This window comes from Marinobacter sp. (assembly GCF_041690615.1).
Taxonomy (GTDB): domain Bacteria; phylum Pseudomonadota; class Gammaproteobacteria; order Pseudomonadales; family Oleiphilaceae; genus Marinobacter.
In genome coordinates, this window is the sequence record NZ_JAWLGY010000002.1 from 125,291 (window position 1) to 150,156 (window position 24,866).

Annotated in this window: 18 protein-coding genes and 3 tRNA genes; 14 read left to right on the forward strand and 7 right to left on the reverse strand. The window is 59.6% G+C overall.

The features are described 5' to 3' along the window. Window positions 1–53: 53 nt before the first annotated feature. Complete coding sequence (gene lptF, locus ACESMZ_RS02225; RefSeq protein ID WP_372972134.1) at window positions 54–1,163, forward strand: LPS export ABC transporter permease LptF; 1,110 nt, start codon at window positions 54–56, stop codon at window positions 1,161–1,163. Then, window positions 1,150–2,211: an LPS export ABC transporter permease LptG gene (lptG, locus tag ACESMZ_RS02230; RefSeq protein WP_372956466.1), complete on the forward strand. Its 1,062-nt coding sequence runs from the start codon at window positions 1,150–1,152 to the stop codon at window positions 2,209–2,211. Before lptF ends, lptG begins: the two co-directional genes overlap by 14 nt. A gap of 10 nt (window positions 2,212–2,221) precedes the next feature. On the opposite strand, the gene ACESMZ_RS02235 is transcribed toward lptG, so the two are convergent. Next, window positions 2,222–2,764 carry an RDD family protein gene (locus ACESMZ_RS02235; protein ID WP_372972135.1) on the reverse strand — a complete coding sequence of 181 codons (543 nt, stop codon included), beginning with the start codon at window positions 2,762–2,764 and terminating at the stop codon, window positions 2,222–2,224. A gap of 142 nt (window positions 2,765–2,906) precedes the next feature. Here ACESMZ_RS02235 and alaS point away from each other — a divergent pair, with 142 nt between their 5' ends. The 7 genes from alaS (at window position 2,907) to ACESMZ_RS02270 (ending at window position 9,957) form a co-directional block, all read left to right on the forward strand. Beyond that, window positions 2,907–5,537, forward strand: coding sequence for an alanine--tRNA ligase (alaS, locus tag ACESMZ_RS02240; protein WP_372972136.1), 2,631 nt, complete (start codon window positions 2,907–2,909; stop codon window positions 5,535–5,537). 197 nt (window positions 5,538–5,734) lie between these two features. Further along, a complete protein-coding gene (locus tag ACESMZ_RS02245) occupies window positions 5,735–6,967 on the forward strand; it encodes an aspartate kinase (RefSeq protein ID WP_372972137.1) in 1,233 nt (410 codons plus the stop codon). A 184-nt stretch (window positions 6,968–7,151) separates the two neighbouring features. Then, complete coding sequence (gene csrA / locus ACESMZ_RS02250; RefSeq protein ID WP_372956881.1) at window positions 7,152–7,355, forward strand: carbon storage regulator CsrA; 204 nt, start codon at window positions 7,152–7,154, stop codon at window positions 7,353–7,355. A gap of 172 nt (window positions 7,356–7,527) precedes the next feature. After that, window positions 7,528–7,617: transfer RNA gene (locus ACESMZ_RS02255), tRNA-Ser, on the forward strand. A 74-nt stretch (window positions 7,618–7,691) separates the two neighbouring features. Then, window positions 7,692–7,768, forward strand: a tRNA-Arg gene (locus ACESMZ_RS02260). Window positions 7,769–7,989: 221 nt separating this feature from the next. Further along, window positions 7,990–8,066, forward strand: a tRNA-Arg gene (locus ACESMZ_RS02265). Window positions 8,067–8,529: 463 nt separating this feature from the next. Next, window positions 8,530–9,957: an alpha/beta hydrolase gene (locus ACESMZ_RS02270; RefSeq protein WP_372972138.1), complete on the forward strand. Its 1,428-nt coding sequence runs from the start codon at window positions 8,530–8,532 to the stop codon at window positions 9,955–9,957. Between the two features lie 226 nt (window positions 9,958–10,183). Here ACESMZ_RS02270 and ACESMZ_RS02275 read toward each other — a convergent pair whose 3' ends face one another. Further along, window positions 10,184–10,696 (reverse strand): hypothetical protein, encoded by a 513-nt coding sequence (locus tag ACESMZ_RS02275; RefSeq protein ID WP_372972139.1) that lies wholly within the window; start codon window positions 10,694–10,696, stop codon window positions 10,184–10,186. Between the two features lie 277 nt (window positions 10,697–10,973). Here ACESMZ_RS02275 and mrtJ point away from each other — a divergent pair, with 277 nt between their 5' ends. Beyond that, complete coding sequence (gene mrtJ, locus ACESMZ_RS02280; RefSeq protein WP_372972140.1) at window positions 10,974–11,333, forward strand: JDVT-CTERM system glutamic-type intramembrane protease MrtJ; 360 nt, start codon at window positions 10,974–10,976, stop codon at window positions 11,331–11,333. A gap of 126 nt (window positions 11,334–11,459) precedes the next feature. Here mrtJ and ACESMZ_RS02285 read toward each other — a convergent pair whose 3' ends face one another. Beyond that, window positions 11,460–11,999 (reverse strand): DUF2058 domain-containing protein, encoded by a 540-nt coding sequence (locus ACESMZ_RS02285; protein ID WP_372972141.1) that lies wholly within the window; start codon window positions 11,997–11,999, stop codon window positions 11,460–11,462. 98 nt (window positions 12,000–12,097) lie between these two features. Between ACESMZ_RS02285 and dbpA the strand changes: the two genes are divergently transcribed. From dbpA to ACESMZ_RS02305, 4 genes are all read left to right on the forward strand, one after another. Then, the gene (gene dbpA, locus ACESMZ_RS02290) at window positions 12,098–13,489 is read left to right on the forward strand and encodes an ATP-dependent RNA helicase DbpA (protein ID WP_372972179.1); all 1,392 of its coding nucleotides are present in this window, start codon (window positions 12,098–12,100) and stop codon (window positions 13,487–13,489) included. Between the two features lie 227 nt (window positions 13,490–13,716). Then, window positions 13,717–13,968, forward strand: a complete 252-nt coding sequence (locus ACESMZ_RS02295) for an OadG family protein (protein WP_372972142.1) — start codon at window positions 13,717–13,719, stop codon at window positions 13,966–13,968. Window positions 13,969–14,010: 42 nt separating this feature from the next. Further along, window positions 14,011–15,807: a sodium-extruding oxaloacetate decarboxylase subunit alpha gene (oadA, locus tag ACESMZ_RS02300; protein ID WP_372972143.1), complete on the forward strand. Its 1,797-nt coding sequence runs from the start codon at window positions 14,011–14,013 to the stop codon at window positions 15,805–15,807. 13 nt (window positions 15,808–15,820) lie between these two features. Next, entirely contained in the window at window positions 15,821–17,143 is a 1,323-nt protein-coding gene (locus ACESMZ_RS02305; RefSeq protein WP_372956888.1) for a sodium ion-translocating decarboxylase subunit beta, read from the forward strand. 244 nt (window positions 17,144–17,387) lie between these two features. Here the strand turns inward: ACESMZ_RS02305 and ACESMZ_RS02310 are convergent, their stop codons facing one another. The 4 genes from ACESMZ_RS02310 to ACESMZ_RS02325 all read right to left on the reverse strand — a co-directional run bounded on the left by ACESMZ_RS02310 (window position 17,388) and on the right by ACESMZ_RS02325 (window position 24,689). Continuing rightward, window positions 17,388–20,504: an error-prone DNA polymerase gene (locus tag ACESMZ_RS02310; RefSeq protein ID WP_372972144.1), complete on the reverse strand. Its 3,117-nt coding sequence runs from the start codon at window positions 20,502–20,504 to the stop codon at window positions 17,388–17,390. A gap of 11 nt (window positions 20,505–20,515) precedes the next feature. Beyond that, window positions 20,516–21,928, reverse strand: coding sequence for a Y-family DNA polymerase (locus tag ACESMZ_RS02315; protein WP_372956890.1), 1,413 nt, complete (start codon window positions 21,926–21,928; stop codon window positions 20,516–20,518). Between the two features lie 3 nt (window positions 21,929–21,931). Continuing rightward, window positions 21,932–22,624: a translesion DNA synthesis-associated protein ImuA gene (gene imuA / locus ACESMZ_RS02320; protein ID WP_372956891.1), complete on the reverse strand. Its 693-nt coding sequence runs from the start codon at window positions 22,622–22,624 to the stop codon at window positions 21,932–21,934. Window positions 22,625–22,724: 100 nt separating this feature from the next. After that, window positions 22,725–24,689, reverse strand: a complete 1,965-nt coding sequence (locus tag ACESMZ_RS02325; RefSeq protein ID WP_372972145.1) for a putative bifunctional diguanylate cyclase/phosphodiesterase — start codon at window positions 24,687–24,689, stop codon at window positions 22,725–22,727. Between the last annotated feature and the right edge of the window lie 177 nt (window positions 24,690–24,866).

Below are 24,866 nucleotides of genomic sequence, written 5' to 3' on the forward strand. Positions count from 1 at the left end.
GCGCATCAGCCAGAACCCGCGCGGTGCGCGTGCAGCCCTTTACGAGGCCGTTCTTGAGTATCATCTTCCGCTATCTGACCCGCCAGACCCTGATTACCATGCTCGCCGTTTCCGGTGTGTTGCTGCTGGTGTTCATGAGCGGTCGTTTTATCAAGTACCTGGCGGATGCCGCCGCCGGCGAGCTCTCCGGGGATGTGCTTTTTGCCATCATGGCCTATCGTTTTCCCGGTTTTCTGGAGCTGATCCTGCCGCTGGGATTCTTTATCGGGATTCTGCTGGCCTATGGCCGCATGTACCTGGAAAGTGAGATGACGGTCCTGTTTGCCTGCGGTGTCAGTGACCGGCAGGTGCTGGGGCACACGCTGGTTGCCGGTTTTGTGGTGATGCTGCTGGTGGGTGCCATGAGCTTGTGGATCACACCCTGGGGCATGAAGAACGTGGAGCGCATCTTCGATGAACAGAGCCAGGCCACGGAGTTCGAGATGCTCGCTCCGGGGCGCTTCCAGAGCCTGGAGTCCGGAGGGCGTGTTACCTACACCGAGTCGCTGAGTGATGACAAGCTGAGGCTGCAAAGGGTGTTTATCGCGGAATACTCCGAGGAGGACCAGTCCCTGAGCCTGGTGGTGGCGGAGCAGGGCTCCCAGTTTATCGATGACGACACAGGCAGCCGCTTTCTGGTTCTGGAACAGGGCACACGCTTTCAGGGCCTGCCTGGCGAACTGGACTACGACATTACCGAGTTTGAGGCCTACGGTCTGAAAGTGGCGGAATCACCGGTGGTGGGCAGCGAAGACGAGGAGGGAATGTCCACAATGGCACTTATGCGCGCGGACGACCCTGAGTTGCGTGCGTTGCTGCACTGGCGATTCTCGCTGCCGCTGATCGTTCCGGTGGTTACCCTTCTGGCTGTCCGTCTCAGCCGGGTGAATCCCCGCCAGGGACGTTTCTTCCATCTGCTGCCAGCCATGATGATCTATATCCTGTACCTCGGGCTGCTGATCGTGGCACGGGACGCCCTGGCCTCGGGCACTGTCCCGGAGTGGATCGGGATGACCTGGGTGCACCTTCTGTTCCTTGGTCTGGGGCTGTGGCTCCAGTTCGGCCCGGCCTGGTTCCGGAAACGCCGGCTTCAGCGTGAAGGAGGTGTCCGTGCGCAGGCTTGACCGGTACATCATGGCCAACGTGGGCGGCGCCATATTCCTGGTGATGATGGTGGTGCTATCCCTGGATGTGGTGTTTGGCTATATCGCTGAACTGGACGATGTGCGGGCGGACTATCAGGCGCTGGAGGCGGCCCTGTACATGCTGCTGACCTTGCCCAGGCGTATATACGACTACCTGCCACTGGGCGCCTTTATGGGATGCCTGGTGGGCCTGGGTGCCATGGCCAGTTCGTCAGAGCTGACTGTAATCCGGGCGGCGGGGGTCTCCATCCGCCGAATCGTCTGGTCTGCCATGAAACCGGCGCTGGTGGTAGTGCTGATAGGCCTGGTCATTGGTGAGTACGTGGCGCCCCCCGCCGAGCGTCTGGCTCAGAGCCAGAAGGCGGTGGCCCGGGGCGGCGATGGCAGCATCGCAAACGCCGAGGGGGTGTGGCACCGGGAAGGTGATACCTTTATTCACCTGAACGCTGTGACGCCGGATGGTGACCTTCAGGGCGTGGCCCTGTTTCGCCTTGATGAGGACCGCTGGCTGGCGTCCGCCAGTTTCGCACGCAGTGCAACGTTCCAGGGTGACCACTGGCTGTTACAGGACGTGCGCAGAACGCTGCTGTCCCGGGATGGCAATGAGCGGGAAGTCAGCGCTGAAGAGCGTTGGGAAAGCGGACTGACCCCGGACGTACTGAGTGTTCTGGTGGTCAAGCCGGAAAACCTGCCGCTGACCGGTTTGTATACCTACGCCCGTTACCTGGACCAGCAGGGGCTGACCTCTGCTCAGTACTGGCTGGCGTTCTGGAAGAAGGTGCTGATGCCGGTGGGTACGGCCGTAATGGTGATCGTGGCGATCTCCTTCATCTTCGGCCCGCTGCGCTCCGTGACCATGGGCTTCCGGGTGTTTACCGGACTTATCGTCGGGTTGCTGTTCAAGTATATGCAGGACCTGCTGGGTCCCATGAGCGTGGTCTTCGGCTTCAACCCGGTGCTGGCTATCCTGGTGCCGATTATCATCAACGGCATGATCGGGGCCTGGCTGATGCGCCGGGCGGGGTAGGCAGCCAGGATCAGGCCTGCTTGCGGAGCTCTTTGGGCACCTGGACCACCACGCTGCCCGAAACCCGGTCAGTCACCGAGAGGCCATTGATCGGGTAGAAAAGGGCAACGACCAGCGGCACTGTCACAAACAGGCTAACTGGCCCCAGGTAATAGCCGCTCAGCAGGGTAACAAAGATGGCCGCTGCGGCCGTGCCATACCTGAGCAGCGCCTGGGTCCAGCTCACCGAGGTGCCGTCCAGGTTCTCGATGCGGATGCGCCAGACCTGCATGCCCAGGGTCTGGCCGATGCGGGTCCAGAAGTAGGCAAAGAACACGTAGAGCACCAGGAACAGGGCGAACGTCAGCCCCGGATCGCCGGACAGTTCGCCGGCTTCGGCCATTTGCTCGTATTTGTCCCAGCCAGTCAGCCAGCCCGCAATCATGGTATAGATCCAGGTAGCGACCAGCAGTACCGCAATGCTGATCAGCCCGTCGTAAATAATGGCCAGTGCGCGTTTCAGCGCGGTGGCCGGCGGCAAAAGTTCCTCGGCGTCATGAAAGCGTCGGGGCATGGGGTCTCCTGGCGGGTTACACGTTTTTCCTGATTTTCGGCGTGTGCTAGAGTAGCGGATTTGCACACGCATGTAAGTATCCGACTTCAATCGTGGACCTGCCGGCCTGTCCGGCGGGTTTCTGGAAAGGTATCAAAGGTCTATGAAAACCGCAGAGTTGCGTCAGGCGTTTCTCAAGTATTTCGAGCAGCAGGGGCACACCATCGTACCGAGCAGTTCGCTGGTTCCCCACGATGATCCCACACTGCTGTTCACCAATGCGGGCATGAACCAGTTCAAGGATGTATTCCTTGGCCGGGAGCAGCGGGACTATGTTCGCGCCACCAGTTCCCAGAAGTGTGTGCGTGCCGGCGGCAAGCACAATGACCTTGAGAATGTCGGTTACACGGCCCGGCACCACACGTTCTTTGAAATGCTGGGCAATTTCAGCTTCGGTGACTATTTCAAGCGTGAGGCCATCAATTTCGCGTGGACCTTTCTGACCGGTGACCAGTGGCTCGGCCTGCCCACGGACAAGCTCTGGGTGACCGTCTACGCGGAAGACGACGAAGCCTACGATATCTGGAACAGCGAGATTGGTGTGCCTGCGGACCGGATTGTCCGTATTGGTGACAACAAGGGTGCCCGGTACGCATCGGACAACTTCTGGCAGATGGGGGATACCGGTCCCTGCGGTCCCTGTACCGAAATCTTCTACGACCATGGCCCTGATGTGGCCGGAGGTCCTCCCGGCAGCCCGGAAGAAGACGGCGATCGCTATATCGAGATCTGGAACGTGGTTTTCATGCAGTACAACCGCCAGGCGAATGGCGACATGCTGCCGCTGCCCAAGCCTTCCGTGGATACCGGGATGGGGCTGGAGCGCATTACTGCGGTGCTGCAGGGTGTTCACAGCAACTATGAGATCGACCTGTTCCAGGACCTTTTGAAATCCGCGTCTGAAGTACTGGGCGGCGCTGCCACCACTGAAGCTTCCCTGCGGGTGGTGGCTGACCACATCCGCTCCTGTGCCTTCCTGATTGCCGATGGCGTAATGCCGTCCAACGAGGGTCGCGGCTTTGTGCTGCGCCGCATCATCCGACGGGCCGCCCGTCACGGCAACAAGCTGGGCGCGACCCAGCCTTTCTTCTACAAGCTGGTGGGCGCGCTGGTGTCCCTGATGGGCGAGGCCTATCCGCAACTGCGCAGCAGCCAGAAGCAGATCGAGAAAGTACTGTTGCAGGAAGAGGAACAGTTCGCCAAGACCCTGGACAAGGGCCTGCGCCTGCTGGAGCAGGACATCGCTGACCTTGAGGGCAGCGAGATTCCCGGAGAAACCATCTTCACCCTTTATGACACCTATGGCTTCCCGGTTGACCTGACCAACGATATCGCGCGCGAACGTGGCCTGACCCTCGACTATGAGGGCTACGAGAAGGCCATGGAGCAGCAGCGGGAGCGCGCCCGGGCAGCCAGCAAGTTCGGTATCGACTACAACGCCGCCGGTATTCGCATTGAAGGCAGCACCGAGTTCACCGGTTATGAGCGTATCGATGGTCACGAGACCATCCGAGCCGTACTGGTCGGTGGTGAGGAGAAAGCGGCCGAGGCCGGCGATGAGGCCGTGATCGTGCTGGAGCGTACGCCGTTCTATGCCGAATCCGGCGGCCAGGTGGGCGATACCGGCTTGCTGACCTGGAGCGGCGGTCGCTTCCAGGTCAACGACACTCGCAAGGATGGGGACAACCACCTGCATATCGGCACCGTGGTGGAAGGCGAGTTCTTTGCCGGGCTCGATGTTGATGCGCGTATAGATCATCAACGCCGGGAAAACACAAAGAAGAACCACTCTGCCACCCACCTGATGCACGCCGCCCTGCGCAATGTACTGGGCGAGCATGTCAGCCAGAAAGGCTCGCTGGTGGATCCGGACAAGCTGCGGTTCGACTTCTCCCATTTCGAGCCGGTCAGTCCGGAGCAACTCCGCGAAATCGAGCGTCAGGTGAACGAACAGATCCTGTCCAACACCCCGGTTCAGACTGACCTGATGGACATGGACAGCGCTAAGGAAAAAGGCGCCATCGCACTGTTCGGCGAAAAGTATGGCGACACCGTGCGGGTGCTCAGCATGGGCTCCGATGACTACTCGGTGGAGCTTTGCGGTGGTACCCACGTGGCCCGTACCGGTGATATCGGCCTGTTCCGGATCACTTCCGAGAGCGGTATCTCCGCCGGCGTGCGGCGGATAGAGGCTGTCACCGGTTTTGGGGCCCTGCGCTGGGTGACCGAGACAGAGAACACCCTGGATCGCGTCGCGAAACTGGTACGCGGAACCCGTGATTCCGTGGTCGATAAAGTGCAGGGTGTGATTGATCGCAGTCGCCAGCTTGAAAAGGAAGTTGAGCAACTCAAGGGCAAGCTGGCCAGTTCCGCTGGCGCTGACCTGGCCGGGTCTGCCGTCGATGTGGCGGGACTCAAGGTGGTGGCGGCGCAACTGGACGGGGCCGATCGCAAGTCTCTCATGGAAACCGCAGACCAGCTCAAGAACAAGCTGGGGGAAGGCGTGGTTGTGCTGGCCAGTGTCGAAGACGGAAAGATTACCCTGGTCGCGGGCGTTACCAAGTCGGCCACTGGCCGGGTCAGGGCCGGAGACCTGATGAAACACCTTGCTGCGCAGGTCGATGGCAAGGGCGGTGGTCGTCCGGATATGGCCCAGGGCGGTGGTAGCGACGTGGCGGCCCTGCCAGCGGCGCTTGAAGGCGTGGCTGGCTGGGTCGCTGAGCAGGTCGGTTGAACCTGATACAGTAATCGCATTTGCGCTACTGTTATCAGCTCATGAACTAGAGGTATAATTCCGCGATTTTTCAGCCGGGCACCCCTTGTGGTGCCCGGTGTCTGTTATGGGAAGGCCTGTCGCCGGAGCACGATGGCAGGTCACTGATGATCCCCCCGGGGTGAGAAAGACGCCCCGCCAGGAAACTCGAGAAGATCATGGCACTGCTGGTTCAGAAATTCGGAGGTACATCCGTCGGCTCCACCGACCGGATAGAAGCAGTTGCGGACAAGGTCTGCCGGTTCCGCGAACAAGGGCATGATGTTGTGGTTGTGGTTTCCGCCATGAGCGGTGAAACCAACCGCCTGATCGCCCTGGCAAAAGATATTATGGAAGAGCCGACTCCCCGGGAGATGGATGTGCTCGTTTCTACCGGTGAACAGGTGACCATCGCGTTACTGTCCATGGCACTGCAAAAGCGGGGCTGCGATGCGCGCTCCTATACCGGTGCCCAGGTGCGTATCCGTACGGACAGCTCCCACACCAAGGCCCGGATTCAGGAAATCGACGAGCACAATATGCGCGGTGACCTGGAAAAAGGTCGTGTGGTGGTTGTGGCCGGTTTCCAGGGTGTGGATGAAAAGGGCAATATCACCACCCTTGGGCGCGGGGGATCCGATACCACCGCCGTGGCCCTGGCGGCTGCGCTGAAGGCGGACGAGTGTCAGATCTATACAGACGTAGACGGGGTATACACCACAGACCCGCGGGTGGTGGACTCTGCCCGCCGTCTTGACCGCATTACTTTTGAAGAAATGCTTGAAATGGCGAGCCTTGGCTCCAAGGTTCTCCAGATACGGGCCGTCGAATTCGCCGGCAAGTACAATGTTCCGTTGCGGGTGCTATCCTCCTTTGAGGAAGGCGAGGGCACCCTGATTACCTTTGAGGATGAAAGCGCCATGGAACAACCGGTTGTTTCCGGAATTGCATTTAACCGAGACGAAGCCAAGCTGACCATCGCCGGTGTGCCTGATACACCCGGCATTGCCCTTCGTATACTCAAGCCGGTAAGTGATGCCAACATCGAAGTGGACATGATTGTCCAGAACGTGGGCGCGGATAACCATACTGACTTTACGTTCACCGTGCATCGCAATGATTTCCGGCGTACCCGGGAGATTCTGGAGCAACTGGCCAGTGAGTTGGGCGCCCGTGAGGTGAACGGGGACGACAGGATCGCCAAGGTGAGCATTGTAGGTGTGGGCATGCGATCCCACGCCGGAGTGGCAACGCGCATGTTCGAGGCGTTGTCCAATGAGGGTATCAATATCCGGATGATCTCCACCTCTGAAATCAAGGTGTCGGTGGTGATCGATGAAAAGTATCTTGAGCTGGCAGTCAGGGCGCTTCACAGTGCCTTCGATCTGCACAAGGCCGAGACAGAGGCCTGAAACGGCGGATAAACAGGTCGGTCCGCCAGGGTCTCGCCACAAAACGGGAACCAAACCGGTCCCATAGTCGTCTGATGATTGCCTGTAAGGGATTATTCGACTTCTGGTTTGGTAGATCCCGCTATAAAGTTATTACTAATTGTTCAAGTCGGAACAGGTAGCTCTGGAATAGGGAGTAAAGGACATGTTGATCTTGACCCGCCGTGTTGGCGAAACCCTGATGGTCGGTGACGAAGTCACTGTAACCGTGCTGGGTGTGAAAGGTAACCAGGTACGTATCGGTGTTAACGCCCCGAAGGAAGTGGCGGTTCACCGTGAGGAAATCTATCAGCGCATTCAAAGTGAAAAGGGTGAGCCGGAAGAAGGCCCTGAGCCCGGTAATCACTGAGCATGCCGCGGGCCTCTGTTAGCAGGGGCGCAGGCTGATCAGGAAACCGCTACAACCTCCGGGTGTGGCGGTTTTTTGTTGGTAGGAAAAGCACGCACCAATGCGGTCAGAAAAATTCCGTGTCAACCCTATGAAAACAGAAAAATTATGGTAGTATACGCGCCGTTGTCACGGAGAGGTGGGTGAGTGGCTGAAACCAGTTCCCTGCTAAGGAACCGTACGAGCAATCGTACCGAGGGTTCGAATCCCTCCCTCTCCGCCATTTTCTTCTATATAGAAAGAAGAGATACTGGCAACAGGTCAGCGTAGCACCTGACGGTAAGTGAAGTTTGATGCGCGGCTGTAGCTCAGCTGGATAGAGTACCTGGCTACGAACCAGGCGGTCGGAGGTTCGAATCCTCCCAGCCGCGCCACTTATTAGCTCAGTCTCATCGTAAACCCGGAGAACGCGACAAACTCCGGAGTATGATGGGATTCGAACCGAAAGGGGTTCGACCGGAGTGCGCGCAGCGCACGGAGGAGCGTCGACGCAACGCGGCGACGACCCCGAAGGGGCGAGGGCCACAGGTCCGAGTAATCCTCCCAGTGGAAGGCAACGCCAAACGTTGTCCGGAGCTGTCCAACAAGGTTTTGCGCGGCTGTAGCTCAGCTGGATAGAGTACCTGGCTACGAACCAGGCGGTCGGAGGTTCGAATCCTCCCAGCCGCGCCATTTATTACAGAAACGCCGCAGTCTGGAGCACCCCTCCGGCTGCGGCGTTTTTCGTAGTGTACTGGGAGGATTTGAACCGATAGAGGTTCGACCGGAGTGCGCAAAGCGCACGGAGGAACGTCGGAGCAAAGCGACGACGGCCCCGAAGGGGAAGGGCCGCAGGCCCGCCTAATCCTCCCAGCCGCGCCATTTATACAGAAACGCCGCAGTCTGGAGCACCCCTCCGGCTGCGGCGTTTTTCGTTAAGCATCTATTTCCCTCCTGCTTCGAAACTGAATCTCTTACCCTGCATTGAGATAGCCAATATATAGCCTGACATATGTTTGACGAGCAAAATGTGTAACTCAGGTATTAGCAGAATGACCTTTTCTCGCCTTTAATAAACCCGGTTGTACAAAATGATATTCCGCTATGCGGAATTATTTGTCGACCACTACAAAAATAATGAACGTCGGAGGTTATTTTGACTAAGAACAAACTCGGGATCGCCATTACGGCCGCAACATTGAGTGCACTGCTACTGACGGGTTGTGGTGACAGTAGCAGCAGTAATGACAGCGATGATGAAGTCGAGGCAACGCGAATCCACGATACCCGCACCTTTGAGCCCGCCGCTGAAATCGCTTTCACAGCGTCTGAATCCGCATCGGCGTATTACGGGACCTATGAAGGTATCCAGGGGCCAGCGGTCTATGCGGCAGAAATCCCGGATGGCTGGGACGGTGGTGGCCTGATCATGTACACCCATGGCTATCGTGGTGAGGGCTCCGAACTCGCTGTTTCTGTTCCGGATGCTGCCTGGAGGGCTACGGTGCTGGCCGCCGGCTATGCCTGGGCTGCTTCATCGTACTCGGCAAACTACTATGACGTCCGTGCAGCGATCGAGGACACCAACAAGCTGGCACTGGAAGTAGTTGATTATATCGAGGCTGACTTCGGCCAGGCTTATGAGGCTCCGCAGCAGGTCCTTATTTCCGGCTATTCGCTGGGCGGCCATACGGCAGCAGCCGCAGTCGACCGGGAAAACATGGAACGTACAGCCTACAAGGTGCATTATCAGGGGGCGTTGCCTTTCTGTCAGGCTGAGCAGAATCAGTTCCAGTGGCTTGGGGATTACACTCGAGTGGTTGAAGAGTTGTCGGGAATCGATGTTCCTGATGAAGAGTATCAGGACAACCTGCCAAGCATGCTGCAGGCCTTGTTTGTTATCGAGGATGGGAGCGTAACCTGGGAACCTGCCAACGAAAATGGGGAGCGGGTTAAACAAATCGCCATGAACCTCACTGGCGGTGATAGACCTATCTTCTATGACTTCGGTTTCGCCAATCCGGGGCTTCAGGGGGCGGTACTCGGAACCGGCGGCCGCGGCGGCGACATTAACGGCATACTCGCCCGAAACTATTATGACAACGTTGACCGCGAGTACCGTTGGACAAATGGCGACACGAAAACAGTTGATGAGGAGAACTTCAACGAAGCCATCGAGCGCGTTGCTGCTGACGACGGCGTGAATCCGTTGAGAGATGACGGTGTTCGCTGGTTGCCCCTGGTAAAAGGCGACTTCGATGTGCCAGTGCTGACACTGCACACGCTCGGGGACTTCTATGTGCCTTTCCGGCACCAGCAGCTGTATCGTGAAGGTGCGATCGAGAATGGTTCCGAAGACCTTCTCGTTCAGAGGGCTATCCGCGCACCCAGCCATTGTGACTTCACAGGTAGCGAAATCAGCAAGGCCCTGAGCGACTGGTTGAAGTGGGTGAACAGTGGTGACAAGCCAGAAGGCGACGAAGTACTTGACCCGGCCGTCGTTGCCGACCCCCAATACGGCTGTGATCACACTATCAATGACGATACCCGGGATCGCTCAGCGCTGCCAAGTTGTGGCACCTGACAGCGATACGCGTCTGGGCTGCCAGAAAAGAGGGCACCGCTTTGGTGCCCTCAATACATAATCACAACACTAGCTCGTTCAATAACTGGAATATCGTGCCCGTCAGCTTTAGGTCTAGTGATTCCGGCATTGCTTGTTGCCGGGGAGAAGGCGGGGGGCAATTCCCGAGCGTAGAGCGAGTATAGCGGGCTGGTAACCAGCTCCGCTTTCCAGGAAATTTTTTCAGTTACTGGTTACCGCCGCCCTGCCCGGAACCTTTTGGCCGGTAATCCTGACCATCGCCATTACCTTGCCTGTTCTGGCGGTTACCCTGCCCAGCCTCCATACCTTGCTGGTTTCGCTGTTCAGCTCCCATCCCCTGTCTGTTGCCTTGTCCGGCGCCCATTCCCTGCCGGTTGCCCTGGCCCTGGTTCATACCTGCTCCTTGACCCTGACCCTGACCCTGACCCATGCCAGCTCCCTGACCTTGTCTCATTCCCTGACCCGGACCATTGCCGAGTTCAACGCCGCGTTCCCGGGCACGCTCCAGCATGCGCTCGCGATGAAGTTCGCGGTACTGGGCGCGTTCTTCATTGGTATTGAATCCGCGCATAGTCTGACGATGGTCCCGCAATTCCTGCTGGGTCATCATTTGCTGACCGAAAACCGGCTCTTCTTCCTGCGCGGCCAGCGGAAAACTGACCATGCTGACAAGCAGAGCAATGCCGGCAGTGCGAACGAACGATTTCTTCATGTTCATGGGTTGGCTCCTTTGCCTGGTACATCCCCCTGAGTCTAGATCAGCCGTACCCGTAAAGAGTGTTGGCATTCATACCTATGCATCCGCGCCGGTGCAATACAGGGTGCTAGGGGGCAACCGTTGTCAATAGGTCAGGATTCCCTGAAACTGGGTGGCTGGAACGAAGGGAACTTTTTTGATGATCTGGTATGGCGTAAAGGGGGGGCAGGTTCCAAGGCCCTGGCGAGATGGCCAGCTCCTGGTCCTGGTTGTCTGCACCGCAGTAGCCGGTGTACTGATGCGCTGGCTGTTGCCGGGCGGATTTGCCGCCGGCTATGTCGGCGACTGGATGGCTCTAGCTGGTCTGCTGCTGGTCTACCCCGTGGTGGAGGAGGTGCTGTTCCGTGGTGTGATTCAGGGAGAGCTGTTACGGCGGCCGTTTTTTGCCTGTTCACTCGCAGGAATCAGCGCAGCTAATGTAACCACGAGCGGGTTGTTTGTCCTTCTGCACCTTTTTCACCAGCCACTGGGCTGGGCGCTGGCGGTGGCGATACCTTCGCTGGTCCTGGGCTATTTCCGGGAGCGGTATCAGGGAGTGTGGATGCCGATCTTTTTACATGTGCTCTTCAACGGGACCTATCTGGTAGCCGGTATCTGACGGTCCGCACGCATCCACGCCCGTTGATCGCTTTGGTCGCTGGAGGGTTCTGGCCATTCTGGCCCCCGGGGGGGGTGACCGGAGGCAGCCTTTCGTCCGGCAGCCTCCGGGTCGATCGCCCACTTGCTACCACATCAGGTCATCCGGAATCTCGTATCCCGCATAGGGGTCATCTTCGTCCTTGTCGGTCTGGCTGTTGCGGTCGTGCAACACCACGACAGCCTCCTGGTCCCGCTCCATGATCTTGCGGGCCACTGCTTCCGGCACCACCTCATAGTTTTCATTGACGAAAACCACTGCCAGGCGGCCGCGGGCCAGCTGGTCGGTCATGGTATTGTCCACCAGGATCTTCTTGATCTTCTTGCCGTGGACGAACTGGTAGTCCACTTCGCAGCGGCTGCGGTCCAGGCGATTGGTTTCCACCAGCTGGCGGATCTGGGCTGCAATGGCCTTGCGGCGGGCCTCTTCATTGCGTTGCTGGTTCAGTTGCCGGTCCTTTTCGGCCTTTTCCTGACGGGCCTGCTGGGCCCGCAGCTTGCCTTCATCTGTCTGGGCGGCACCCTTGGGTTGTTGCTTGCGCTGCTTTTTCTTCTCTTTTTGCAGTGCCTTTAGCTTTTTCTCGTCGGCCAGGCCGGCCTTGAGCAGTTGGTCCTGTAGTGAAGCCATGGTGGGTCCTGCTGATGTTTCTGAATCCGGTGTGTATTTGCGGTATTATACGGGGCTCATGGCCTCCGCCGTAACCTCCCGTCTTTCCGGATTTCTCCATCATGTCTTTTCAGATTCCAGGCCTGTCTCAGGCCATGCTCGACAACCTCGGCAACCTGGGCTTTAGCCAGCCGACACCGGTACAGCAGCAGGCGCTGCCAGTGGTACTTGCCGGCCAGGATGTGATCGCCATGGCCCGGACGGGGTCCGGGAAAACCGCTGCCTTTGGTATCGGCCTGGTAGAGCGGCTGGACGTCCGCCGGTTTTCGGTCCAGGGGCTGGTGCTGTGCCCGACGCGGGAGCTTGCTGATCAGGTGGCACGGGCGATCCGTGAGCTGGCCCGTAGTCGACATAACGTTAAAGTACTCACCCTTTGTGGCGGTACGCCTATCGGTCCACAGATCGGGTCGCTGAGTCATGGAGCCCATATTGTTGTAGGTACCCCGGGCAGGGTGAAGGACCACCTCGACAAGGGAACCCTGACGCTGGACCGGTTACGGACATTAGTGCTGGATGAAGCGGACCGGATGCTGGATATGGGGTTTGAGGAGGCTGTTAACGCCATAGTGGACCGTTGTCCGGAGCGCAGGCAGACGCTCCTGTTCTCCGCCACCTGGCCTGACCATGTGCGGAGGCTCAGCGAACGCTATCAGCGGGATCCGGTCTCGGTCACTGTCGAAGAGCGTGCAGAGGCCGCAGCCCCTGCGATACGGGAGACCTTCTATGAGGTTGCAGAAGGCCAGGAACAGGAAGCACTGGCAGGGCTGCTGTCAACGCAGCGGCCTCCCTCCTGTCTGGTGTTCTGTGCTACCAGGCAACAGTGTGATGATGTGGTTTTGTACCTTACCCGGCAGGGTTTTACGGCCGCAGCGCTGCATGGCGATATGGACCAGAAAGACAGGGACCAGGTGCTGATCCTGTTTGCCAGTCAGAGTTGCCCGATTCTGGTGGCAACGGATGTGGCAGCCAGGGGCCTGGACATTGACGACTTGCCGCTGGTGGTCAATATGGAGCCCGCTCGCTCTCCGGAAACCCATACCCATCGCATCGGGCGCACGGGGCGGGCTGGTAACGAGGGCCTTGCCGTAACCTTTTTCAGTCCCTCCAGGGCCCACAAGATTGCCCGGCTGGAGCAGGCCCGCGGGTACGAGATCGAACCGCTGGATGGCGGTGCCCTGCTGTCTGTTAAACCCACGCCATGGCGGCCTGCCCGGGTGACCCTGTGTATTGCCGGGGGGCGGAAGGAGAAGGTGCGCCCGGGAGACATCCTCGGTGCATTGACCGGCGAGGCGGGCCTGCCCGGTGATGTGGTTGGCAAGATCGCCATCCAGGATTATCAGAGCTTTGTGGCCGTGGATTCGGCAGTAGCCGGCAAGGCCCTCAGGCGGCTTGAAGAGGGGCGGATCAAAGGGCGGAGGTTCCGGGTGAGGGCAGTCAGTCCCGGCCTTTGACGGGGTGTTAAAACGTGCAACACTGATACGTGGTTTTGCCCATTGTGTTTTCGGGGATGCTGAAAAAATGCGGGTTTGCGAGGGGTTGTTTAGTTGCTCCCCTATGGATAAAACGGTAAATTACGCAGGATTTTGCCTGTGGGAATGGTTTTCATTGTGGCCAGGCAATGGTCTGAAAGCTACTGCCAGAGGAAAGATCACTTACTTCAACACAGGTAGCACATGTTATGAGTGAGCTGATGTCACAGGCGATCGAGTTGATGATCGCAGGCATGGGTTTCGTGTTCGTATTCCTGATTATTCTGGTATTCGCGACCGGACTCATGTCGAAAATCATTGGCCGATTCGCGCCGCCCGAGCCGGCTACACCGGCCAGGACGCCACGTGCCAAAGCGTCTGCACCCGCTGCGGTTGATCCCGACACGGCGGAAGCAATAAAGAAAGCGATTGCACAATACCGGTCCCGCCACAAGAAGTGACCGGAGCAGAACACTAGAACCTTTTAACAGAAGGCTGACACGATGACTGACACCAAGAAACCACTGGGGATTACGGATGTTATCCTTCGGGATGCACACCAGTCCCTGCTGGCCACCCGCATGCGTCTTGACGACATGCTGCCGATTGCCGAGAAGCTCGACAAGGTTGGCTTCTGGTCATTGGAATCCTGGGGTGGGGCCACATTCGATTCCTGCATTCGCTACCTGGGCGAAGATCCGTGGGAACGGATCCGCGAACTGAAAAAAGCCATGCCCAACACCCAGCAGCAAATGCTGCTGCGCGGTCAGAACCTGCTGGGTTACCGCCACTACGCGGACGATGTGGTAGACCGGTTCTGTGAGCGTGCTGCCGAGAACGGCGTCGACGTGTTCCGGATTTTCGATGCCATGAACGATCCCCGCAACATGGATCGTGCCATCAAGGCTGTTCGCAAGACCGGCAAGCATGCCCAGGGTACCATTGCCTACACCACCAGCCCGGTCCATACCATCGACATGTGGGTAGAGCTGGCCAAGGAAGTGGCCGACATGGGCGCAGATTCCATTGCCATCAAGGACATGGCCGGTATCCTCAAGCCGTACGTAGCCTATGAACTGGTCAGCCGCCTGAAGAAAGAACTGGATGTGCCCATCCACATGCAGTGCCACGCGACCACCGGTATGTCCACCGCTACCGCCATCAAGGCCGCCGAGGCGGGTATCGACAACGTGGATACCGCCATTTCCTCCATGTCCATGACCTATGGCCACTCGCCCACTGAGGCCGTCGTTGCCATTCTCGAAGGTACTGACCGCGACACCGGGCTGGACCTGGAGCTGCTTGAGGAAATCGCCAGCTACTTCCGCCAGGTGCGCAAGAAGTACGCGAAATTCGAGGGCAGCCTGCGTGGCACCGACTCCCGTATCCTGATTGCCCAGGTGCCCGGGGGTATGCTCACCAACATGGAAAACCAGCTGCGTGAGCAGAACGCCACCGACAAGTTCGATGAGGTTCTGGCGGAAATCCCCAAGGTTCGTGAAGACCTGGGCTTTATCCCGCTGGTAACCCCCACCTCCCAGATCGTTGGTACCCAGGCGGTACTGAACGTGCTCACCGGTGAGCGCTACAAGTCAATCTCCAAGGAAACCGCCGCCATCCTGAAGGGTGAGTACGGTGCAGCACCTTCCGAGTTCAACAAGGAACTGCAGGAGCGGGTTCTGGACGGCAACGAGCCTGTGACCTGTCGTCCGGCTGACCTGATCGAGCCGGAGATGGACAAGCTGACCGACGAACTGAAGAAGCTTGCCGAAGAGAAGAATATCCGGCTGGCAGACCAGGAAGTGGACGACGTACTGACCTACGCCCTGTTCCCGCAGATCGGCCTGAAGTTCCTTGAGAACCGTGATAATCCGGATGCCTTCGAGCCGGTACCCAGTGCCGACGACGTGGCCCCGGCTGCGGCGAAGAAAGCTGGCGGCCCTGAAACCTACACCGTGAATGTGAATGGCAAGGACTACGTGGTTGCCGTGAACGAAGGTGGCGAGATCAGCCAGATCGAAGCAAAAGGCGGCGCGGGCGGTTCATCCGCACCGGCGGCTTCTGCTCCGGCCCCGGCGGCTGGCGAGGGCGAGCCCCTGCTGGCACCGCTGGGCGGCAATATCTTCAAGGTTCACGTGTCCCCGGGGGATCAGGTGGAAGAAGGTGATGTGGTGATTATCCTCGAGGCCATGAAAATGGAAACCGAGGTTCGCGCCAACAAATCCGGCACCGTCGGTGAAGTCTTCGTCAAGGTCGGTGATGCCGTTTCCCCTGATGATGAAATGCTGACAATCGCATAAGGGCCAGCATTCCATGGAAAAACTACTAACGTTGTGGACAGGCAGTGGCCTGTTCAACATAACTGCGGGTCAGGTGATCATGATCGCCATTGGCCTGTTGCTGCTGTTCCTTGCCATTCGCAAGGGCTTTGAGCCATTGCTGCTGGTGCCGATCGGCTTCGGCGGCATTCTGGCGAATATCCCGGAGGCTGGCCTTGCCATGTCTGCGGCGGAAAACGCGGTGCATTTTGCCAAACCGGAAGTTCTGGCCGCCATAGCTGGTATTCTGGATGTGTCCTACGAGGCTGGTCAGGTGGTAACACCTGAGGTCAGGGAGGCGTTCAAGGAAGCGTTCAAGGAGGCGGATTATTCCACCCTGAGCCTGGCCAACGCGACTGCCCAGGACTTCGGTTATGCCAACGGTATGCTTTACAACTTCTATACGGTTGTTATCGGCAGCACCATTGGTCCACTCCTGATTTTCATGGGAGTTGGTGCGATGACGGACTTCGGTCCGTTGCTGGCAAATCCGAAGACCATCCTGCTGGGCGCGGCCGCGCAGTTCGGTATTTTCGGTACCGTCATTGGTGCAGCGCTGCTCGACTGGTTCGGTATTCTGGATTTCACCATCCTGGAAGCGGCCACCATTGGTATCATCGGTGGTGCTGATGGCCCGACGTCCATTTACGTGTCCAGCGTACTGGCGCCGCACATCATTGGTGCTATCGCGGTTTCAGCCTATGCCTATATGGCCCTGGTGCCGATGATTCAGCCGCCGATCATGAAGGCGTTGACCTCCGAGAAAGAGCGGGCCATCAAGATGACCCAGCTGCGGCCGGTCAGCAAGCGTGAAAAGATCGTGTTCCCGCTGGTGGTTCTGATTGCGGTGGTTCTGTTCCTGCCGGACGCTGCACCACTGCTGGGTATGTTCTGCTTCGGTAACCTGATGAAGGAATGTGGTGTTGTAGAGCGTCTGAGCGATACCGCCCAGAATGCCCTGATCAACATTGTGACCATCTTCCTGGGTCTGTCTGTTGGCTCCAAGCTGATGGCAGACAAGTTCCTGGATGCCCAGACTCTGGGTATCCTGGCGCTGGGTATCGTGGCCTTCGGTGTGGGTACTGCCTGTGGTGTTCTGATGGCGAAGCTGATGAATGCCATGGTGAAGGAGAAGATCAACCCGCTGATCGGTTCTGCCGGTGTATCTGCGGTGCCGATGGCGGCGCGGGTATCCAACAAGGTTGGTCTTGAGGCTAACCCGCAGAACTTCCTGCTGATGCACGCCATGGGCCCGAACGTGGCCGGCGTTATCGGCTCTGCGGTAGCTGCCGGTGTCATGATCAAGCTGCTTGGCTGATTGTTGTAGCTGGTAGCCTGAAAACCCCGAAAGACTCGAAGTCTTTCGGGGTTTTCTTGTTTTGGCCTGATGGTTTTGTGATTGGTTTGGTTTTAGGTATGGGGGCGGCAGAGAAAGCATCCCCCACCCTGGTGCCCCTCCACCAGAACCCGCAGGCTGGAGTCCGCAGTCCAGTCCCAGTCCCCAAATCCCAGTCCCCAAATCCCCAGGCCGTAATTCGCAGTAGCCCAGGAAGCCACAGGAACTACTGAAAGTCCCGCGAAGGCACCGGCAAGGTCTGAATCAGGTGACTCAGGTCCGTAAGCTTCCCAGCCATGATGTGAACAATGTCGCCTTCCCGTTCCACAATGCCTTTCACATGCAGTAACCGTGAGGTCAGCAACGGCTTGCGTTGCTGCCGGGCGGTGTTGAGCCAGACCACCACATTGATGTTGCCGAACTCGTCCTCCAGAGTAACGAACGTTACACCAGAGGCAGAGCCGGGGCGTTGGCGGCCGGTGACCAGGCCGGCGACCTGGACCGGGCGGTTGGGTTCGGCGGTTTTCAGTTGCTGGGCGTTCAGACAGTTGCGCAGGTGGCCCTGTTCTCTTAACAGCGCCAGCGGGTGACGCTGCAGGGTAAGCCCCTGGCTGGCGTAGTCCGCCAGTACATTCTGGCCCTCTGAGGGGGCAGGGAGGCTGACCTTGTCACTCTCCGGTATATACCCCTGGTCATCCCTGTGTTCCGAAACCCAGAGAGGCGCCGCCTCTTCATGGCCCAGCAGTTCCCAGTAGCTTTGATGCCGGTGGCCGCTGATGGCCTCAAGGGCATTGGCCCCGGCCAGCAACTCCAGGTCCCGTTGCAGCAGGCCGGTGCGCTGACGGAGCTGCTGCACGCTGGTATAGCCACCGGGTGGTCGTTGCTGGCAGAGGGCTTCAGCGCCCTGGCGGCTCAATCCGCGGATTTGTCGCAAGCCGACTCTGAGGTGGCCAGGATCTTCCAGGGTGTAGTCCCAGTGACTGTGGTTCACATCCACCGGTAACACGGAAACATCATGCCGGCGAGCATCCTGAATCAGCTGGGAGGGCGAGTAGAACCCCATGGGCTGGCTGTTCAGCAGGCCGCAATAGAAGGCCGCCGGGTGATGACGCTTGAGCCAGGCCGAGACGTAGACCAGCAACGCAAAGCTGGCAGCGTGGGACTCCGGAAAACCATAACCGCCAAAGCCGCAGATCTGGTGATACAGGCGTTCGGCAAAGTCCTCGCTGTGCCCCCGCTCCCGCATGCCCCTGATCAGCTTTTCCCGGAACACCGTCAGGTCACCATGGGACTTCCACGCGGCCATGGCCCGGCGTAGCTGGTCGGCTTCGCCGGCGGTAAAACCGGCGGCTACCATGGCCAGCTTGATCACCTGTTCCTGGAAAATGGGCACGCCCAGGGTTCGTTCCAGCACCCCCCGGACCTCCTCATTGGGGTAGGTGACTGCTTCCAGCCCGTGTTTGCGTTTCAGGTAGGGGTGGACCATATCGCCCTGGATGGGGCCGGGGCGGACAATGGCCACTTCGATGACCAGGTCATAGAACTTCTCCGGCCGTAGCCGTGGCAGCATGTTGATCTGGGCCCGGGATTCCACCTGGAAAACCCCGATGCTGTCACCGGTGGTGAGCATGTCATAGGTGGCCTTGTCTTCCCGGGGCACGTCCTGGAGGGTAAAAGGTTCGCCCTTCGTTTCACTGATCAGGCCCAGGGATTTGCGGATGGCGGTCAGCATGCCCAGGGCCAGCACGTCCACTTTCATCAGCCCCAGGCTTTCCAGGTCGTCCTTGTCCCACTGGATGACAGTGCGGTCCGCCATGGCCGCGTTCTCAGTGGGCACCAGTTGCGACAGGGGGCCGGAGCTGATCACAAATCCGCCCACGTGCTGGGACAGGTGCCGCGGGAAGCCCAGCAAGGTGTTCACCAGGGTAAAGAACTGGTTGGCGACCCGCTTGTGGCGGGTCAGGCCCTTGTCGAGAATCTGGCCCCGCCAGTCGGTTTCCCGGTCCCGCCAGTCGATGCCGTTGAGCAGCTGTTCCACCTGGGCCGGGTCAAAGCCCAGGGCCTTGCCCACGTCCCGGATCGCGCTACGGGGGCGGTAACGGATAACTGTGGCCGCCAGGGCTGCCCGTTCCCGGCCGTAGCGCTGGTAGATGTACTGGATGACCTCTTCCCGGCGTTCGTGTTCGAAATCCACATCAATGTCTGGAGGTTCATCCCGGTCCTTGGAGATGAACCGCTCGAACAGCAATTCGATCTGACGGGGGTCCACCTCGGTAATGCCCAGACAGTAGCATACCGCCGAGTTGGCGGCAGACCCCCGGCCCTGACAGAGAATGCCCTGGTGGCGGGCAAAACTGACAATGTCATGGATGGTGAGGAAGTAGTGCTCGTATTCCATCTCATGGATCAGGTCCAGTTCCTTGCGTATCAGGGCCTGGATGGGCGGCGGGGTGCCTTCCGGGAAGCGGTGTTGTTCACCCTGCCGGGTCAGGACTTCCAGCCAGCCGGCAGGGGTTTGCCCGGGTGGCACCAGGTCGCCGGGGTATTCATAGCGCAGTTCACCCGGGCGGAAGGTGCACCGTTCGGCAATGGCCACTGTCTCGTTAATCCACTCCACCGGAAACAGTCGTTTAATGACGGGCAAGGGCCTCAGGTAACGCTCGCCATTCTGGAACAGCCGGTGTCCGGCCTGTTCCAGGCTGGTGTTGTGGCGAATGGCAGTGAGAACGTCCTGCAGGGGCTGGCGCTGACGGTTATGCATATGCACATGGCCGGTGGCCACCACGGGACGTTCCAGCTGTCTGGCCAGGGTGCGTATGCGGTGAAGGTGCTGCTCTTCACCGGACTCCAGGGTGCGACTGGCGGCAAGCCAGAACCGGTGGGGAAACCGGTCGCGGAGCCATTGTCCGGATTGCCGTGCACCGGTAAAGCCGACTTCGTGGGGGGAAGGGGGCAGCCAGAGGCACAGGCAGTCCTCCAGGGGCTGTGTGTCCAGGTCTTCCGGGAACAGCTGGTATTGCCCCTTGGGCGCCCGGCGACGTCCGAGAGTGATCAGCTGGCAAAGTTGGCCGTAGCCCTGGCGGGTGCAGGCCAGCAGGATCAATCGCAGGCCGGGGGCATTCGGGGTTGTGGGCTCCAGCTTGAAGTAACTGCCGGTAATCAGGGCGACGTCACTGTCCCTGAGTGCCTGCCAGGCGCGGGGTATGCCGGCTACGGAACAGGCATCGGTGATGGCCAGGGCCCGATAGCCATTTGCCAGCGCCTGCCCCGCCAGTTCATGGGGGTGTGAGGCGCCGGTCAGGAAGGTGAAGTTGCTGAAACAGTGAAGCTCGGCGTAACTCATGGTCTTACATGTCATCCAAACCAGCCATGGACAAACCAGCCCTGGTGGTTGTCCCGGTAGATCCAGGCCAGTTGTCCTTCGGGCAGGCGGGCAATGTAGTAATCCCTCAGTACCCGCTCCCCGTCCCACCAGCCGCCGCTGATTCGCTCCGGTCCCCCGAGCCATTCTTCCGGGGCTACCGACAGGGGAGCTGGATGGGGCAGCAGCCAGAGGGGGCGCAGGGGCAGGTTATCCGGGGTTTGGTTCCGTACCTGGCGGGCCAGGCTGCGTGCACTCCAGGCCCGTTCCGGTCGGTGATCAGCGGCTGGCGCCAGGTGTTTCAGCGCCTGCTCACCCAGGCGAGCCTGTAACCGGCTCACCAGGGCGTGCCAGGCTTCCCCTGTATCCGGCGTTTCCCCCAGCAGGTCGGTGGATGTGGCCACGTGCCGGTCCAGGAAGCGGGTTACCTGCAGTTCCAGGGCTTCGACCGGTGCCTGAAGGGGGTGCAGCTCCAGCCGTATTCGCAGCAGGTTGAGAAAGGCCTCTGCCCGGTGCTCCGGCCCGGTGGTGCGTACCCGCAGATGGCTGGGGTCCTGGTGGTAATGGTGCATTATGAGCAACAGGCTGTCGGTGTCCTGCTGGCGCCACTGCAGGTCGCTTTCCAGGTCCGCCAGGGTGCGTTGCAGGGCAAACAGCAGACCCTGGGATTTCTCTACCGGCAAGCCAAAGTCCGCCCTTTGCCGGAAGTCATGGGGTGGCTGCCAGCTGGTTTGTGGATCAGGCCTCTGGCCAAGAATCCGCTGGATATGGACCAGGGTCTCCGGGGCCAGGCGGCGTGCGAGTTCGGTCGCCGGCAGTTGTTGCAACTCACCGAGTGTAGTCAGCCCAAGCCGGGTGAGCCGTTGCAGGGTACGCTCATCCAGCTCAACGGCATGCAGGGGCAGGGCGGCCAGGTGGGCGGACATATCTTCCGGGCTTTCGGTAAAGCAATCCAAACCGGTCCGGGCCAGCAGTCGTGCGGCCAGCGGGGTTGGGCCGGTGGTCAGGGTAGCATTCAGTTGCCGCTCCCCGAGCGCTTTGTGCAATGTTTCCCTCAGCGGCTGCAGGCCACCATACAGGCGCCTGACACTGCCGGCGTCCGCCAGCAGGCCATCCGGGGGGTACAGGGAGATCCGGTCCATATAGCGGTACAGCCAGTGGGCCTGCTGCTCGAGGATGCGGGCCTGGCGATCGTCATCGGCATGAACCATGACCAGTTCCGGGGCCAGGTTGAGAGCGGTTTTGAGAGCTGTGCCGGGGCGAATTCCCAGGTCCACGGCAAGGGGGCAGGCTTGCAGCACACGGCGCGAGCCATGGCAAAGAACCGCCATGGGAGCGCCAGCCTCCCGGGCACGGGCAATATGGTCCAGCAGCAGGTGCCGGAAGTGCAGGTACAGCCAGGGCATGGTCTATCCGGTCTGATGGTCGGGCCAGGGGCCGTGAATGATGGTGCCGGCCCCGGTGGTTTCCCGGCCGGCGCGGGCTCCCAGGGCAAGTGTGCAGCCCTGGCCGGGCCACCCTCCACGGCGTTTGAGGACATTCACCTGAAGACCCAGGCGGTTATCCGCAACCAGTTCCAGTCGGAGCGCTGCCGGTGAGCTTTGCCCGGCCTCCCGCCGGCTGCGGACCAGGATGCAGGTGCTTTGGCCGGCCTCGGCCGCCAGTTGCAGACGGCGGATATCCCGGGCAGCCAGGGTTTCCGGCCAGGCCAGCACCAGCCCGGTGGCCGGTGAGCGCAGGCAGTTTTCCAGGGTCCATAACAGGTCCGGCTGGTTGTCTGTCGTCACCAGGACAATCTGGTTCAGGTCGATTTCTGCACGGGCCAGGGCCGGTGCATAGGGAACAAACGGCGGGTTGACCCAGAATACACGCTGTTGCCTTGCGGTCACTCGCTGCAACAGGGGCAGTACCAGTTGCAGCTCCCCGATACCGGGCCTGTCCAGAAGGAACTCGCTGAGGGCCCCCCGGGGCCAGCCAAGCCCCCCAAGTTCCTGGTCCAGGGCGGCAAAGCCGGTGTGCTCCGGGGTTGGCTCCGTTGCAAACTGGCGGTGTCCGCGCCAGAGGCGGGCGTTATCCAGCAGGGAATTCAGCAGGTCACTCATCTTGGTATCCGCAATACTGTTTGGATATACAGTATTCCGGATGGGTGGGAATTTCAAGTCCGGTGCCTGATACCGGGAGTGTTCCGAGGCTATCAGTGCATTACGCCGGGGGTCTGCCGGGCAGCGGGGAAGCTTCCCCCGGTGGGCAAAGGTAGGCGAGCAGCTCTTCCGGCGGCATGGGTCGGGCAAACAGGAAACCCTGCCCGAAGTGGCAGCCGGCATCCGCGAGGATCCTCAACTGATCTTCGGTCTCGATACCCTCGGCCACCACCTCCAGGTCCAGGCTGTTGGCCGTCTGCAATATGGCCCGGACCATCTCCATGCTCTTGCGGTCATGAGGCATCCTGTCCATAAAGGATTTGTCCACCTTTAGCTTGTTCACAGGCAATGAGCGTAGCCGGCTCAACGAGGAATAGCCGGTGCCAAAGTCGTCAATGGCAATCTCGAAGCCACGCCCATGCAGCGCTTCCAGAAACTGCTCGGTTTTGACGATATCCGTCATCATTGAACCTTCGGTCACTTCCAGCATAAGCGCACCCGCGGGCAGGTCATGCTGCGTCAGCATCTGTTCCAGCTGATCGATCAGATCCGCCTGCCAGAGCTGATTCACTGACAGGTTCAGGGACAGGCGCAGGTCCGGCAACAGGGTGCGCCAGGAGGCGAGGGTGCCGCATGCCTGCTCGAGCATCATTTGTCCTGAGCGGGAAATCAGTCCGGTTTCCTCCAGGGTCTGCAGGAAATGCCCCGGGGTAGTTACCGTACCGTCCGGATGAACAAGACGCATCAGAGCCTCGACATAGACCACCTCGCCGGTACGGATATCAATAATCGGCTGATACCAGGCCTGAAAGGCCCTGGCATCCATGGCCCGGTGCAGGTTGTTTTTGAGGGTAAGCTTGTGGCGGTTACGTACCGACAACTCTGTGTAATAGAAACGGAAATGCCCACTGCCTGCGGACTTGGCTTCGTACATGGCAATGTCGGCATAATTGATCAGGTCACTGCCCCGGGTGGTGTCTGCCGGATACAGGCTGATGCCTACGCTGGCACCAAGGTGGTGCTGCAGTGCCCCATGGTGAAAGGGTTGATGCATGGCACAGGTCAGCCGTTCCGCCAGCTGGGCGGCGGCTTCGGCGACCGCCAGGTGAGGATCACCAGACTGGCTGATGATGTCGTCGGACTCATCGAAACGCATCAGTATGAGAAACTCATCACCTCCCAGTCGCGCCACGAAGTCTTCTGTTCGCGCTACCTGGGTAAGTCGATTTGCCACATCGTGAAGCAACTGGTCGCCTACCTCATGGCCCAGGGTGTCGTTGATGCGCTTGAAACCATCAAGATCAACAAAGAGGACTGCGGCAACCCGGCGGTGACGGTTGAACTCCGCATCCAGGTGAGCCAGCTCCTCCATGACCCATTGGCGGTTGGGCAGCCCCGTCAGGGTGTCCCGGTAGGCACTGTTCCAGGCCAGGGCACGCTGTTTCTGAAGGTGATCACGCATCCGCAGTGTCTCTACGCCGAAGGAAATGTTGGCAGCGAGACGTTCAAGCAGGCCCACCTCGTCATCCGTGAAAGTGTGTGGGCGTGTGCTGTAGATGGCGAGAATGCCCAGGTCGTTCTCGCCGAACGCCAGTGGAATGGCTACTGCGGAGCGGATGCCGTGCTGTCTGGCCAGGCTCCGCCAGGGTCGGAAGCTGGCATCTGTTTCCACATCCTCGCAGACCAGGGGCATGCCACTTCTTATGGCGCGCCCCGCCGGCCCCTTGCTGAACCGGTCTTGCTGCCAGCGTACCAGCAACTCCTGGATGTAACCTTCTGCGTCGCCGGACCATGCCAGCACATCAACCGAGCGGTCACTGTCATTTTTTGCCCGCCCGATCCAGGCCAGGGCGTAGTCACTCAGGCGTATCAGGGTATCCAGTACTGACTGGAGCAGTCGGGTTTCGTCCTCGCCCCGTAAAACGGCCTCGTTGCATGCGGCGAGAACACGATAGGCCCGGTCTGTACGCACTCCGTTTCGTTCTTTATCGTCCAGGTGCACCTTGGATATGAATAAACGAGCCAATCCGCTACCTCCTCTGTCAGTCGGGTGTCGTCGGGTTTGGGGTGTCCGCCAGCTTGTCAAAGGTGTTACGGTTTCCGTTGTGGATGACGCAAGGACTGTCTGGGTTATCGGTAGAGACGCATCCTGCGATTGGGGGCCCCGGGCTGACGGTTTCCGCAGAACATAATCCGTCAATGC

What these genes read in the sequence shown, in the direction of transcription:
- ACESMZ_RS02235 (WP_372972135.1), bottom strand. Translation starts at nt 2,764, where the DNA reads ATGCCCCGACGCTTTCATGACGCCGAGGAACTTTTGCCGCCGGCCACC.
- alaS (WP_372972136.1), top strand. Translation starts at nt 2,907, where the DNA reads ATGAAAACCGCAGAGTTGCGTCAGGCGTTTCTCAAGTATTTCGAGCAG.
- ACESMZ_RS02245 (WP_372972137.1), top strand. Translation starts at nt 5,735, where the DNA reads ATGGCACTGCTGGTTCAGAAATTCGGAGGTACATCCGTCGGCTCCACC.
- csrA (WP_372956881.1), top strand. Translation starts at nt 7,152, where the DNA reads ATGTTGATCTTGACCCGCCGTGTTGGCGAAACCCTGATGGTCGGTGAC.
- ACESMZ_RS02275 (WP_372972139.1), bottom strand. Translation starts at nt 10,696, where the DNA reads ATGAACATGAAGAAATCGTTCGTTCGCACTGCCGGCATTGCTCTGCTT.
- mrtJ (WP_372972140.1), top strand. Translation starts at nt 10,974, where the DNA reads ATGCGCTGGCTGTTGCCGGGCGGATTTGCCGCCGGCTATGTCGGCGAC.
- ACESMZ_RS02285 (WP_372972141.1), bottom strand. Translation starts at nt 11,999, where the DNA reads ATGGCTTCACTACAGGACCAACTGCTCAAGGCCGGCCTGGCCGACGAG.
- ACESMZ_RS02295 (WP_372972142.1), top strand. Translation starts at nt 13,717, where the DNA reads ATGAGTGAGCTGATGTCACAGGCGATCGAGTTGATGATCGCAGGCATG.
- oadA (WP_372972143.1), top strand. Translation starts at nt 14,011, where the DNA reads ATGACTGACACCAAGAAACCACTGGGGATTACGGATGTTATCCTTCGG.
- ACESMZ_RS02305 (WP_372956888.1), top strand. Translation starts at nt 15,821, where the DNA reads ATGGAAAAACTACTAACGTTGTGGACAGGCAGTGGCCTGTTCAACATA.
- ACESMZ_RS02310 (WP_372972144.1), bottom strand. Translation starts at nt 20,504, where the DNA reads ATGAGTTACGCCGAGCTTCACTGTTTCAGCAACTTCACCTTCCTGACC.
- ACESMZ_RS02315 (WP_372956890.1), bottom strand. Translation starts at nt 21,928, where the DNA reads ATGCCCTGGCTGTACCTGCACTTCCGGCACCTGCTGCTGGACCATATT.
- imuA (WP_372956891.1), bottom strand. Translation starts at nt 22,624, where the DNA reads ATGAGTGACCTGCTGAATTCCCTGCTGGATAACGCCCGCCTCTGGCGC.